We start from the raw sequence: 12,330 nt of genomic DNA, 5'->3' as shown, positions 1-12,330 counted from the left end.
CGGGGTCTCTCCCGGTCGGGGGTGGACGTGGGAGACGGGGTGCCGGTGGGGTCCCGGCACCCCGGACGGGTCAGCCCGCCCTGGCGAGCAGGTCGTTCACCTTCTTCTCCGCGTCCGCGAGGAGCTCGTCGACGTTCGCGTCCTGCCGGGTGAGCACCGCCGACATGGGCGTGTCGAGGATCTGGTAGATCTGCTGGGTCATCGGGGGCTCCAGCTTGAGCGGGATGGCCCCCGATCCTTCCGCGTACGCGCCGTAGTTCGCCAGCGGCAGCGTGGCGAACCGCTTACGCAGGTCGAGCAGTGTGCGTCCCGTGGGACTGGCTCCCCAGGGGTTGTTGTCGGGGAGGCCGACGGCCCGGCCCCTGGCCTTCTGCCGCTCGTAGTCGAACTGGCCGCGGCCCGGCGCCAGCATGTAGTAGTCCAGCCACGCGATGCCGGCTCTGATCTGCTCGGGCGTGTCCTTGACGTTGAACATGTAGCCGTCACCGCCGCCCAGGGTCGCCTTGGCCTCGGGGAACGCCGCGAGGCCGAAGTCCTCGTACTTGGCGTGCCGGTTGTCGTGCAACTCGGTGATGACGTCGGGGGCGCCGAGGATCATGCCCATCTTGCCGGCACCCATCAGGCGCATGAGGTCGTCCCACTGATAGAGCTGCTTGGTTCCCATACTGTCGTCGGTCCAGCGCATGTCCTTGAGGTTCTGCAGGACTGCCCTGCCCTCCGGGGTGTTGAACGCGGCCCGCCTGCCGTCGGGGGTCACCACGTCGCCGCCGCGGCCGTAGATCTCCTGGGTGAAGTGCCAGCCGCCGGTGTTGCCCGCGCTGTACTCGCCGTACCCGACGTAGCCGGGCCCGAGCGCCGCGATCTTCTTGGCCGCCTCGCGGATCTCGGCCCAGGTCTCCGGGGGGTCGTCCGGGTCGAGCCCCGCCCGGGTGAACAGCGTGCGGTTGTAGACGAGCCCGACCTTGTACGTCGTCCTGGGCAGGCCGTAGATCCGGCCGTTGACCGTGAAGGCCCGCATGACGCTGGGGTCGATGTCCTTGAACGTCTTGACGTCCTTGACGTAGTCGGTGATGTCGGCGGCCTGACCCGCCTTGATCGCCGGCTGCACGTCGCCGACGTAGCCGTAGAAGACGTCCTCCATCTGGCCACCGGCGAGCTTGGCGTCGTACGTCTTCACGTCGTGGCAGGGGAAGCCGTCCTTGCTGTCGATCGTGATGCCGGGGTGCAGCTTCTGGAACGCCGCGACGTCCTCGTTCCACTCGTCCCGCTGCACGGGGTTGGTCTTCGGCGGCTGACAGCCCACCGAGATCGTCACCTTCGCTCCGCCGGGCGCCCCGCCGGCCTTGTCACCACTGTCGCCGTCGCCGGAGCCGCACGCGGCGGCCGCCGCCAGGGCGAGTCCCGAGACCAGCAGTGTCGAGAGCTTCTGGGATTTCATCCTCGTTCCCTTCTGGAACCGCGCGCCACGACCCGTCGGAGCACACGGCTCGGGGCCGACTGGAGCGCCCCGATCCGCTCGGTTGCGAGAAACATACAGAGGCGTGCAGAACCGAGCAATAGTCAGTAATTAACTCTGCAAAAAAGTGACAGTGATCCCTAGAGCGGTCGTACGGGCGCCGTGGAGGCCCGCACGACCAGCTCAGGCTCGAACAACAGCTCGTCGCCCGGCACCACGGCCGCGTCGATCTGGGCCACCAGCAGCTCGACGGCGGCCCGGCCCATCGCGTCGATGGGCTGGCGGACGGTGGTCAGTGGCGGGTCCACGCAGCTCATCAGCGCCGAGTCGTCGTATCCGATGACGGAGACGTCACCGGGCACCGACAGACCGGCCCGGCGGGCCGCCCTGATCGCGCCGAGGGCGAGCACGTCGCTGGCGCAGACGATCCCGGTCACGCCGCGGGCGACCATACGCGCCGCGGCGGCGTGCCCGCCTTCCAGCGAGAACATCGTGTGCTCGACGTGGTCCGCGTCGAGTTCGAGGCCGGCCTCGGCGGCATGCGCCCGGAACGCGGCCAGCTTGCGCCGGGACGGCACATGGTCGGGCGGGCCGAGGAGCATGGCGACCCGCCGGTGGCCGAGCGCCGTCAGATGTGCCAGCGCGATCCGCGCCGCGGCGACGTCGTCGCACGAGACCTGGGGGAACCCGAGGTGGTCGACCGCCGCGTTGACGAGCACGGCGGGCAGCTTCCGTTCCAGCACCCTGCGGTAGTGGCGGTGCGAGGCGTCCGCCTGCGCGTACGAGCCTCCCGCGAAGACCATTCCGGACACGTGCTGCTGGAGGAGGAGGTCGACGTAGTCGGCCTCGGAGACGCCGCCGACGGTTCTGGTGCACAGCACCGAGGTGAACCCCTGCTGGGCCAGCGCACCCCCGACGACCTCGGCGAACGCCGGGAAGATGGGATTTTGCAGCTCGGGCAGGACCAGGCCGACCAACCGGCCGCGCTCCCCGCGCAACTGCGTCGGCCGCTCGTATCCCAGCACGTCGAGGGCCGTCAGCACCGCCTCCCGGGTGGCCTCCGACACCCCGGCCTTGCCGTTCAGGACGCGACTCACGGTCGCCTCGCTCACGCCCACCTTCTTGGCAACTTCCGCAAGCCGTCGTGTCATGAACGCAACTGTACGACAATGTACGCAAGATTTTGCGGGCGGCTTGCCTTCAGGCGACGGGCACGCCGGCCCGCCCGGTGGAGGAGCGGACGACCAGCTCCGGCTCGAACAACAGCTCTCCGGTCGCGACGGCGGTTCCCTCGATCTGGCTCACCAGCAGCTCCACCGCCGCCCGGCCCATCGCCTCGATCGGCTGACGCACCGTCGTCAGCGGCGGGTCGACGCAGGTCATCAGCGCGGAGTCGTCGTATCCGACGACGGACACGTCCTCCGGCACGCGCCTGCCCGAGCGCCGGGCGGCGCGGATCGCGCCGAGAGCCAGCGGGTCGCTGCCGCAGACGATGCCGGTGACCTCCTGCCGCACCAGCTTCAGGGCCGCCGCGTGGCCGCCCTCCAGCGAGTGCATCGTGTGCTCGACCAACTCGCCGCCCAAGGCGCGGTACGCCTCCAGCTTGCGCGCGGACGGCATGTGGTCGGCGGGGCCGACGATCAGGCCGATGCGGCGGTGGCCGAGGGCGCGCAGGTGACCGAGCGCCTGCTCCACCGCGATCGCGTCGTCGCAGGAGACGCGGGGGAAGTCCCAGTGCTCGGCGGCGGCGTTGACCAGCACGGTGGGCAGCCGGCGTTCGACGAGCCGCAGGTAGTGCTCGTGGACGACGCCGGTCTGCGTGTAGAGGCCTCCGGCGAACACGACCCCCGACACGTGCTGTTGCAGCAGCAGGTCGACGTAGTCGGCCTCGGAGATCCCGCCGACGGTTCTGGTGCACAGCACCGGGGTGAACCCCTGCTGGGCCAGCGCACCCCCGACGACCTCGGCGAACGCCGGGAAGATGGGGTTCTGCAGCTCGGGCAGGACCAGGCCGACCAACCGGCCGCGCTCCCCGCGCAACTGCGTCGGCCGCTCGTATCCCAGCACGTCGAGGGCGGTCAGCACCGCCTCCCGGGTGGCCTCCGACACCCCGGCCTTGCCGTTCAGGACGCGACTCACCGTGGCCTCGCTGACCCCGACCTTCTTCGCAACCTCCGCAAGCCGCCGCGTCATGGCGGCAAGCATACGACGCGCACCTGCGCTGCAAGCGGCTTGAAAGCGGGGCGAAAGGGGGCGTCCGTAGTGTCCGGGGCGTTGCAGATCACTCAGGAAGGCGTCATGAACATCCTCAGGAACAGCCTCGCCGTCGTCGCGGCGTCCGCCCTTCTCAGCCTGACCGCCGCCTGCGGCGGCGGCCAGACGGCCGTCTGCGAGGAGGCGACCAAGGCGTTCACCGACTACAGCACCAAGGCCGCCGCCGCGGCCGGCGACATCAAGGGCCTCAACACCGCGACCGGCGACCTGGCCGCCCAGCTCAAGGACCTGTCCGGCAAGGCCGACGGCGACCTGAAGGTGGCGCTCGCCGGCATGGCCGACTCGTGGGGGTCTTTCAAGATCGACCTGTCGGACCCGGCAGCCGCGGCCAAGCTGAGCGAGTTCGGTAAGAAGGCCACCCAGGCGACCCAGGAACTCGCGAGCGCCTGCTCCTGACCCCGGCTCACGGGTCACCCACGAACTCCCGGCCGGTCCCGGCGATCCGGGCGAGGCACGCGCGGTGTGGCGCACCACCGCCGCCCTCCCCGTCGCCGCGGGCCGGCCGGGCCCCATCTGTCAGTATTCGAGTCCCCAGTCGTGCGCGCCGAGGAGGTAGGCGTCCCCCTTGGGGACCAGCCTGCCGCCCTCGACCAGGGTGTCGAGGCACCGCCGTACGTCGTCCTCGCCGAGCGCGGTCATCTGGGCGACCTCCGAGACGGTCGCGGAACGCTCGTCCACGTTCAGCGCGGCGACGGCCTCGTAGACCGTCAGCTCGGTCCCCGACATCTCCTGGGCGTCGCCCAGGCTCTCCTCGTCCTCACGCACTGCGCTGCCTCGCCCCCTCCCGCAGCCGCTCCGGATCGACCTGCCGGTCCGGGTAGCGTTCGAGGTACTCACCCTCCAGCTCCTGCGTCCGGGAGGTGTGGCGCTCCAGCGCGTCGTCCGACCCGTGGAAGAACGTCTCGCTGCGGGTCTCGTGCAGATGGCGCAGCTCGCGGAGCAGATCCTCGTCGCCCAGGTCCCGGGGGTCGACACCCATCGTCATCACCGTTCTCCTCACACCTCTGTCGGTTTGTCCCAGCGCTCGTCCGGCTTTCCGTCGTCCGGCTTGGCGTTCGGCGGATCCGTCTCCGACGGCATCCACTCGCCTGCGATGTCCGGCTCGTCCGCGTCGATATCGATATAGCGACCGTCTTCTCTTCGCATGCCAGGTCTCCTGCCCGGTGAGACGAGCCCCATACCGGCCCGCCCGCAAAGGCCGCGACCGGGATGATGATCTCCATGGACGTCTCCGGCCGGCATCCGCCCCTCTTCCCCTGCGCCGCGCTCCCCCTTATAGCACGAAAGGAGACCATGCAATCGCATTCGCCATATTGCGGAGCCGAATTGCAAAGTGCAGGATGAACGCAGTCTTACATCGGCCTCGATTCCCCGACGGCAGGCGGGTGCACAGGGAGCTATCACGGGATGACAATTCTCAACCTCTCGGGGAGAATCGCGATCTCACGCCCCTTCTCGGGAGACCCGTCCCAGGTGCGGGCCGCCCGGCGGTTCGTGGCCGCCCGCCTCGGCGACGGCCACCCCTGCCGGGACGACGCGGTGCAGCTGATCGGCGAGCTGATCGCCGAGTCCCTGCGGCACGCCGACTCGTGCGGCCGGCCGCCGGGCTACGGCGTGTCCGTCCTGGCCACTTCCGGCGCCGCCCGGGTCACGCTGTCCACCCAGGGCTGCGGCTGCTGGACGTCTCCCAACCTCACGCCGGGGCGCGGCGTCCACCTGGTGGACCTGTTCACCAGGCACTGGGGCGTGTCGGCCAGCCGCACCGGAGTCTGCGTGTGGTTCGAACTCGGGCACGACGGCGTGGTCCCGCCACCCGGAGGCGTGGGGAGTGAAGGCGCCCGGACGGTCTGACGTGAATTTCCGGCCCGATATCGGGTAGTCGGCCGCCATATCTTCCGAAGAAGGGGACGATATGGCGCAGATTAGTACCGACATTCCCGCGCGGCTGGATCGGCTCCCCTGGGCTCGCTGGCACTGGCTGGTGCTCATCGGCCTTGGCACCGTCTGGATTCTCGACGGGCTCGAAGTGACCATCGTCGGGGTCATCGGCCCGCGCATCACCGACCCGGGCAGCGGGCTGGGACTCACCGACAGCGAGGTCGGCGTCGCCGCCGGCGTGTACGTCGCGGGAGCCTGCCTGGGCGCTCTCTTCTTCGGCCACCTGACGGACCGGTTCGGGCGCAAGAAGCTCTTCCTGGTGACGCTCGCCGTCTACCTCGCCGCCACCGTGGCCACCGCGTTCGCCCATGACGCCTGGTACTTCTACCTCTGCCGGTTCTTCACCGGCGCCGGCATCGGAGGCGAGTACGCCGCGATCAACTCGGCGATCGACGAACTCATCCCGGCCCGCGTGCGCGGCACGGTCGACCTGGTGGTGAACGGCTCCTTCTGGCTGGGCACGGCGCTCGGCGCCCTCATCGCGATCCCGGCGCTCGACACGGGCCTGCTGCCGGCGGACCTCGGCTGGCGTCTGCTGTTCGGGCTGGGCGCCATCCTCGGTGTGGCCATCCTGCTGGTCCGCCGTACGGTGCCGGAGAGTCCACGCTGGCTGTTCATCCACGGCCGGGAACGGGAGGCCGAGGAGATCGTCCGCGAGATCGAGACGAAGGTCCGCGACGAGAGCGGGAAGACGCTCGAACCCGCGCACGGGGAGATCAGGATCACCCAGCGGGAGCACACCCCGCTGACGGAGGTGGCGGCGACACTGCTGCGGCGCTACCCCAAGCGCACGGTCGTCGGCCTGTCGCTGTTCGTCGGCCAGGCGTTCCTCTACAACTCGATCTTCTTCACGTACGCACTGGTGCTCTCGACCTTCTTCAAGGTGCCGGACGGCAGCACGCCGTGGTACCTCATCCCGATCGCGATCGGGAACTTCCTCGGCCCGGTCCTGCTCGGCCGGTTCTTCGACACGATCGGCCGCCGCACGATGATCGCGGGCAGCTACGTGGTGTCCGGCCTGCTCCTGCTCGGCACCGCCGCGTTGTTCAACGCGCAGGTGCTCTCGCCGGTGACCCTCACGATCTGCTGGATGGTGGTGTTCTTCTTCGCCTCCGCCGGGGCGAGCAGCGCCTACCTGACGGTCTCGGAGATCTTCCCGATGGAGACCAGGGCCCTCGCCATCGCCCTGTTCTACGCGGTCGGCACCGGGCTCGGCGGCATCATCGGGCCGGTGCTGTTCGGCCGCCTGGTGGAGAGCGAGAGCGTGGGCAACGTCGTCGTCGGCTACGTCATCGGCGCCGTGCTGATGATCGCGGCGGGGCTGGTGCAGTGGTTCATGGGCGTGGAGGCCGCCCGGCGCTCGCTGGAGGACATCGCCGCCCCCCTCAGCTCCGAGCAGCACCAGATGGCCTGACCGCCCGGAGGCACGCTCCGGCTCTCCGGCACAGGCACCTGTCTCACGGCAGGTGCCTGTGCCGTCCGCGCCTCCCTCCGTCCTGGATACTTGGATGGCCGTGGAGCCGATCTCGCACACTGGAGGGCCGCCCGTGAGGCTTGGAGTCGTCTTCGACCGCGACCTCCCGCCGGAGTCGCTCCCCCGGTTCGCCCGGGAACTCGACGGCACCACGGTCTCCGACCTGTGGGTGGTGGAGGACCTCGGCTGGACGGGCGCGATCTCCTCGGCGGCCACGGCGCTGGCCGCGACCACACGCCTGCGCGTGGGCATCGGCATCACCCCGGCGCCCCTGCGCAATCCCATGCTGCTGGCGATGGAGCTGGCCAACCTGGCCCGCCTCCATCCCGGGCGGCTGGCCGCCGGGATCGGGCACGGAGTGCAGGCGTGGATGCGTCAGGCAGGCGCCGCCGCCTCGTCACCGCTGTCGTTGCTGGAGGAGACGATCACGTCCGTACGGGCGCTGCTGCGCGGCGAGACCGTCACCCTGCACGGACGCGAGGTGAGCCTGGACGGCGTCCGCCTCGTCCACCCGCCGGCCGAGCCGCCGCCCGTCCTCGCCGGAGTGGTGAGCCCCCGCTCGCTGGCCCTGTCAGGGCGGGTGGCCGAGGGCACGATCCTCCCCGAAGGGCTGAGCCCGGAGCGGCTGCGTTCGGTCATCGAGCGCGTCGGCGCGACCGGTGATCACGAAGTGGTGGCGTTCGTCTACCTCTGCGTCGGCGACGACGCACGCGAGGTCATGCGGCCCGCGGCGGAGTGGCAGGCGGCGTTCCTGCGGGTCGCGCCGGAGGAGGTCGCCATGGCGGTGGGTTCCCCGGAGGAGGCGTCCGCGCACGTCAGGGCGTTGTGGCAGGCGGGCGTGACCACGGTCGCCGTCCGCCCCGTGGGCGGCGACCCGCTCTCCCACGTCCGCGAGCTCCTGTCGGCCCTCTGACCCAGGAGTGACCCCCCGTCGGCGTACACGACCGGCATGGGCGGGTGCCCGGGAGGTCGGCGGATCGGGCAGAGTTGAGGCGTGGACGTCCCGACCCTCCGACCCCCTCGGCACCGCGTGAGCCGCACCGCCATCTGGTACTGGGCCGCGCGGGCCGCTCTGGGCTGGCTCATCCTCCTCGCGGCCCAGGTGATCTGGCTGGTGGCCGACGATGCGGGCGTGCCGCTCTCCGCGCACGTCATCGGCCTCGCCGCGACCGCCGTCGTCGCGGCGGCGCACGTCACGCTCATGCCGCTGTGGCGTTACCGGGTGCACCGCTGGGAGGCCACCCCGGCGGCGGTGTTCACGCAGTCGGGCTGGTTCCGGCAGGAGTGGCGCATCGCCCCCGTCTCCCGCATCCAGACGGTGGACAGCGAGCGCGGCCCGCTGGAGCAGCTCTTCCGCCTCGCCAACGTCACCGTCACCACGGCCTCGGCCGCCGGTCCCATCAAGGTCGGCGGTCTTGACCGGGACACCGCCCAGCGCCTGGTCGCCGAGCTCACCGCCAACGCGCAGGCGACGGCGGGCGACGCGACATGAGCGGCTCGGTGAGCAGCTCGATGACCGGTCCCGTAAGCGGCCCGGCCCCGACCGACTGGCGGCGGCTCAGCCCGCGGATGCTGCTGGTTCACCCGGTCCAGGAGGTCGTACGGGCCGCCCCGGCGCTGCTCGGCCTGCTGGTGGCGGGAACGAGCAGCGGCGGGAAGGGCCACCTGTGGACCCTCGCGGGCGTCGGCCTGACGGTCCTGTTCGGCATGCTCCGCTGGTTCACCACGACCTACCGGATCTCCCCCGAGCACGTGCAGGTCAGGCGCGGGCTGCTGAACCGGAAGGTGCTGACCGTGCCCCGCGACCGGGTCCGCACCGTCGACGTCACCTCCCACGTGCTGCACCGCGTGCTCGGCCTGGCCCGGGTGGAGGTGGGGACGGGCACCTCCGACCGCAGGCACGACAGCCGGCTCAAGCTCGACGCGCTGAGCGCCGCCGAGGCCGCCAACCTGCGCGTGGAACTGCTGCACCGCTCCCCCGCGGCCCAGTCCCCCGCGGCCCAGTCCCCCGCGGCGTCGCCGGTGCCGCCTCCCGCCGGGAGCACGCCGGAGACCGAACTCGCGCGGATGCGCCCCGGGTGGGTCAGGTTCGGGCCGTTCACCATGTCCGGGCTGGTCACCGTGGGCGTCGTCGGCGGCTTCGTGTCCCGCCTGGTCTCGGAGGGGAACATCGACCTCGACCGGGTGGGGCCGGTCCGGGAGACCTGGCGGTGGTTCAGCGCGATGTCGCTCGCGCTGGAGATCGCGACGGTGGTGCTCGTGCTCGTGGTGTTCGTGGGCGTCGCGTCCACGCTCGGCTACGTCCTGGCGTACGGGAACTTCCGGCTGACCCGGCACACCGAGGGCACCCTGCACGTGACCCGGGGCCTGCTGACCAGGCGGGCCACCACCATCGAGGAACGGCGGCTGCGGGGCGTCGAGGTCGACGAGCCCCTGCTGCTGCGGGCCGTACGCGGAGCCCGGTTGTCCGCGGTGACGACCGGCCTGCGCTCGGGGCAGGGCGGCCAGCGCGGCGGCTCGATGCTGCTGCCGCCCGCGCCCCGCGCGGAGGCCGCCGCGGTGGCCCGGCTCGTGCTGTCCCACGCGCCCGGCGCCACCGGCCCGGCACCCCCGACCGAGCCCCTCACCGAGCCCCTGACCGCGCCTCTCACCGCGCCCCTCATCCCGCACGGGCCCGCAGCGCTGCGCCGCCGGTTCACCCGCGCCTTCGGTGTGCACGTGCCGGTCCTGGTCGCGCTGCTCCTGTTGTGGGCGCTGGGCGAGCCGCCCCTGTGGCCCTGGCTCACCGCCGCCGCCCTGCTGCCGGTGACGGCGCTGCTCGCCGCCGACCGCTACCGGTCCCTCGGACACGCCCTGACCTCGGGATATCTGGTGACCCGATGGGGCTCGCTCGTCCGACGCCGGGTCGTGCTGCGGTGCGACGGCGTCATCGGCTGGACCGTCGAGCGGTCGTTCTTCCAGCGGCGGGCGGGCCTCGCCACGCTGACGGCGACCACCGCGGCGGGCGGGCAGAGCTACCAGGTGCGCGACGTCGAACTCGCCGAGGCGCTGCGCCTGGCCACCGCGGGCACCCCCGGCCTGCTCGACCCGTTCCTGCAACGTGCCGGTTCTGTCAGCCAATAGCATGTGATGTCCGATAAGACCGATTGACTGCCAGGAGTGGGATGAGCCGCTACGGCCAGATGTTCGGCCCCGACATCACCTTCCTCGGGGTCGAGCGCTGCGACCTCGACGACCCGGCCGGTTACGCGGGAGCCGACGTCGTGATCCTGGGCGCGCCCTTCGACGGCGGCACCTCGCACCGCCCCGGGGCCCGCTTCGGCCCGAACGCCATCCGCCAGACCTGCTATCTCCCCCACGACGGCTCCCGGCCGAGCCTGGCGCTGCGCGTGGACGCCCTCAAGGACCTGCGCGTGCTGGACGCCGGGGACGTGGAGACCTACGCCGGCGACATCGAGGGCAGCCTGCGCGCGATCGAGGACGCCGTCGCCCGCATCGCCGCCTCCGGGGCCGTTCCCGTCGTCCTCGGCGGCGACCACACAATCGCCCTGCCCGACGCGACCGGCGTGGCGCGGCACCACGGCTTCGGCCGCGTCTCCATGATCCACTTCGACGCGCACGCGGACACCGGCGACATCGAGTTCGGCCACCTGCACGGCCACGGGCAGCCGATGCGGCGGCTGATCGAGTCGGGCGCGATCCGGGGCGACCGCTTCCTGCAGATCGGCCTGCGCGGCTACTGGCCCGGCCCCGAGATCCTCGACTGGATGGCCGGTCAGCGGATGCGGTCGTACGAGATGACGGAGATCGTCGCCAGAGGGCTCGACGAGTGCCTCACCGAGGCGTACGCGATCGCGCTCGACGAGTGCGACGGGGTCTACCTGTCGGTCGACGTGGACGTCTGCGACCCCGGCCACGCGCCGGGCACCGGCACGCCCGAGCCGGGCGGCCTGTCGGCCCGCCAGCTTCTCGACGCCGTCCGCAGGACCTGTTACGAACTGCCGGTCGTCGGGCTGGAGATCGTCGAGGTGGCCCCGCCGTACGACCACGCGGACATCACGGCCTACCTCGGCAACCGGGTCGTCCTGGAGGCGCTGTCGGCCATCGCCCGGCGCCGCAGGGACGCCGCCGAGGGCACCCGCTGGGACCCCAGGCGTCCCCTCCTCGACGGACGCTGACCCGCTCCATCTGATAGTCATGGCCGGGTGACGCGATCGAGAACCGCCGCCCCCACGGCCGCATCGACTGCCTTGGCCATCGTGCTCACGGCGCTCCTGACGGCCTGCTCGGCGAACGGCACCCCCGCGGCCGCCACCGCCGCCACCGCCGCGACCACCGCGACCACCGCGAAGCCGGCGCCCCAGGCGGCCGCGCGAGCAGCCGCACAGTTGTCAGTGCGATCGTCCGCGAAACCGGTGCGGGTGCCGGCCGGGGTCACGGCGGGATACTCGATGGTGGACCTGGCGACCGGCAGGACCGTCGCGCAGCATCTGGCGCACCACCGGTTCCGGTCGGCGTCGGTGGTCAAGATCCTCATCGCGACCGACTACCTGGAGCGGCACCGGGGCGCGATCCCCGCCCGGGACAGGGCGCTGCTGACGCCCATGCTCCGCGGCAGCGACGACGACGCCGCCACCGCCCTGTGGCGGCGCGGGGGTCAGGGCGAGATCGTCCGGCGGATGGCGCGCCGGATCGGCCTGTCCGAAACCTCCCCACCGCCCGCGGCCAAACCCGGCTTCTGGGGCTACACCGCCATCAGCGCGGCCGACATCGCGCTCGTCTACCGATATCTGCTGAAGCGGGCCGAACCCCGCGTCCGCGACTTCGTCCTGGGCAACCTGCGCCAGGCCTGGCGGTGCGCGAGCGACGGCTTCGACCAGTACTTCGGCATTCCCCGCGCCGTCCCCCGGCCCTGGGCGATCAAGCAGGGATGGTCCGGGTACGGCTCGGTGCCCCCGGTCCGGTGCGCCCGCGCGAAGGCCGCGTCATACCGTATCGGGCCGGTCACGATGGGCCGCGAACCGGTTGATTTCGGCCGTCCGGTGCTCCACACTACAGGCGTGATCAGCGACCGGCTGATCATGGTCGTGCTCACCCTGCAGCCCTCGGGGGCGTCCTTCGCGAAGTCGGCCGAACGGGTGACGAAGCTGGCGAGAGACCTCTATCTCAGCGTCACCTAGCGGCCCGC

Annotated in this window: 14 protein-coding genes; 8 read left to right on the top strand and 6 right to left on the bottom strand. The window is 71.5% G+C overall.

The features are described 5' to 3' along the window. Nucleotides 1-70 precede the first annotated feature (70 nt). The 3 genes from HHX37_RS28780 to HHX37_RS28770 form a co-directional block, all read right to left on the bottom strand. On the bottom strand, nt 71-1,438 hold the full coding sequence (locus HHX37_RS28780) for an ABC transporter substrate-binding protein (protein WP_182887487.1): 1,368 nt from the start codon (nt 1,436-1,438) through the stop codon (nt 71-73). A gap of 158 nt (nt 1,439-1,596) precedes the next feature. Beyond that, on the bottom strand, nt 1,597-2,607 hold the full coding sequence (locus HHX37_RS28775) for a LacI family DNA-binding transcriptional regulator (protein WP_182877694.1): 1,011 nt from the start codon (nt 2,605-2,607) through the stop codon (nt 1,597-1,599). A gap of 49 nt (nt 2,608-2,656) precedes the next feature. Continuing rightward, the gene (locus HHX37_RS28770; RefSeq protein ID WP_182877693.1) at nt 2,657-3,649 is read right to left on the bottom strand and encodes a LacI family DNA-binding transcriptional regulator; all 993 of its coding nucleotides are present in this window, start codon (nt 3,647-3,649) and stop codon (nt 2,657-2,659) included. Between the two features lie 105 nt (nt 3,650-3,754). Between HHX37_RS28770 and HHX37_RS28765 the strand changes: the two genes are divergently transcribed. Then, entirely contained in the window at nt 3,755-4,126 is a 372-nt protein-coding gene (locus tag HHX37_RS28765; RefSeq protein ID WP_182877692.1) for a hypothetical protein, read from the top strand. A 120-nt stretch (nt 4,127-4,246) separates the two neighbouring features. On the opposite strand, the gene HHX37_RS28760 is transcribed toward HHX37_RS28765, so the two are convergent. From HHX37_RS28760 to HHX37_RS28750, 3 genes are read right to left on the bottom strand one after another with little or no spacing between them, the layout of a single operon-like run. Further along, nucleotides 4,247-4,495 (bottom strand): hypothetical protein, encoded by a 249-nt coding sequence (locus HHX37_RS28760; protein WP_182882659.1) that lies wholly within the window; start codon nt 4,493-4,495, stop codon nt 4,247-4,249. Then, a complete protein-coding gene (locus tag HHX37_RS28755; RefSeq protein ID WP_117408774.1) occupies nt 4,488-4,715 on the bottom strand; it encodes a DUF6158 family protein in 228 nt (75 codons plus the stop codon). The genes HHX37_RS28760 and HHX37_RS28755 overlap by 8 nt, the downstream gene beginning before the upstream one ends. An 11-nt stretch (nt 4,716-4,726) precedes the next feature. Next, nucleotides 4,727-4,876: a hypothetical protein gene (locus HHX37_RS28750; protein ID WP_165900815.1), complete on the bottom strand. Its 150-nt coding sequence runs from the start codon at nt 4,874-4,876 to the stop codon at nt 4,727-4,729. Between the two features lie 261 nt (nt 4,877-5,137). Between HHX37_RS28750 and HHX37_RS28745 the strand changes: the two genes are divergently transcribed. From HHX37_RS28745 to HHX37_RS28715, 7 genes are all read left to right on the top strand, one after another. Next, entirely contained in the window at nt 5,138-5,581 is a 444-nt protein-coding gene (locus tag HHX37_RS28745) for an ATP-binding protein (RefSeq protein ID WP_182887486.1), read from the top strand. A gap of 61 nt (nt 5,582-5,642) precedes the next feature. Further along, nucleotides 5,643-7,082, top strand: coding sequence for an MFS transporter (locus tag HHX37_RS28740; protein ID WP_182887485.1), 1,440 nt, complete (start codon nt 5,643-5,645; stop codon nt 7,080-7,082). A gap of 133 nt (nt 7,083-7,215) precedes the next feature. After that, nucleotides 7,216-8,055 (top strand): LLM class flavin-dependent oxidoreductase, encoded by an 840-nt coding sequence (locus tag HHX37_RS28735; RefSeq protein WP_310740574.1) that lies wholly within the window; start codon nt 7,216-7,218, stop codon nt 8,053-8,055. A 117-nt stretch (nt 8,056-8,172) separates the two neighbouring features. Then, complete coding sequence (locus tag HHX37_RS28730) at nt 8,173-8,634, top strand: PH domain-containing protein (RefSeq protein ID WP_244302238.1); 462 nt, start codon at nt 8,173-8,175, stop codon at nt 8,632-8,634. Nucleotides 8,635-8,654: 20 nt separating this feature from the next. Further along, nucleotides 8,655-10,265: a PH domain-containing protein gene (locus HHX37_RS28725; RefSeq protein WP_182887483.1), complete on the top strand. Its 1,611-nt coding sequence runs from the start codon at nt 8,655-8,657 to the stop codon at nt 10,263-10,265. Nucleotides 10,266-10,306: 41 nt separating this feature from the next. Next, on the top strand, nt 10,307-11,320 hold the full coding sequence (speB, locus tag HHX37_RS28720) for an agmatinase (protein WP_182882654.1): 1,014 nt from the start codon (nt 10,307-10,309) through the stop codon (nt 11,318-11,320). Nucleotides 11,321-11,401: 81 nt separating this feature from the next. Next, nucleotides 11,402-12,322: a class A beta-lactamase-related serine hydrolase gene (locus HHX37_RS28715; RefSeq protein WP_220503249.1), complete on the top strand. Its 921-nt coding sequence runs from the start codon at nt 11,402-11,404 to the stop codon at nt 12,320-12,322. Nucleotides 12,323-12,330 lie beyond the last annotated feature (8 nt).

Origin of the sequence: Microbispora sp. H10885, from assembly GCF_014161415.1 — a bacterium.
In the GTDB taxonomy this organism is placed as follows: Bacteria; Actinomycetota; Actinomycetes; order Streptosporangiales; family Streptosporangiaceae; genus Microbispora; species Microbispora triticiradicis.
Note: the sequence above shows the minus strand (reverse complement) of the source record. Positions and strands in the feature narration are given on the sequence as shown.

Bases quoted from the DNA above. Each gene is read 5' to 3' on its own strand.
- HHX37_RS28780 (WP_182887487.1), bottom strand. From the start codon at position 1,438: ATGAAATCCCAGAAGCTCTCGACACTGCTGGTCTCGGGACTCGCCCTG.
- HHX37_RS28775 (WP_182877694.1), bottom strand. From the start codon at position 2,607: ATGACACGACGGCTTGCGGAAGTTGCCAAGAAGGTGGGCGTGAGCGAG.
- HHX37_RS28770 (WP_182877693.1), bottom strand. From the start codon at position 3,649: ATGACGCGGCGGCTTGCGGAGGTTGCGAAGAAGGTCGGGGTCAGCGAG.
- HHX37_RS28765 (WP_182877692.1), top strand. From the start codon at position 3,755: ATGAACATCCTCAGGAACAGCCTCGCCGTCGTCGCGGCGTCCGCCCTT.
- HHX37_RS28755 (WP_117408774.1), bottom strand. From the start codon at position 4,715: ATGACGATGGGTGTCGACCCCCGGGACCTGGGCGACGAGGATCTGCTC.
- HHX37_RS28750 (WP_165900815.1), bottom strand. From the start codon at position 4,876: ATGCGAAGAGAAGACGGTCGCTATATCGATATCGACGCGGACGAGCCG.
- HHX37_RS28745 (WP_182887486.1), top strand. From the start codon at position 5,138: ATGACAATTCTCAACCTCTCGGGGAGAATCGCGATCTCACGCCCCTTC.
- HHX37_RS28740 (WP_182887485.1), top strand. From the start codon at position 5,643: ATGGCGCAGATTAGTACCGACATTCCCGCGCGGCTGGATCGGCTCCCC.
- HHX37_RS28725 (WP_182887483.1), top strand. From the start codon at position 8,655: ATGACCGGTCCCGTAAGCGGCCCGGCCCCGACCGACTGGCGGCGGCTC.
- speB (WP_182882654.1), top strand. From the start codon at position 10,307: ATGAGCCGCTACGGCCAGATGTTCGGCCCCGACATCACCTTCCTCGGG.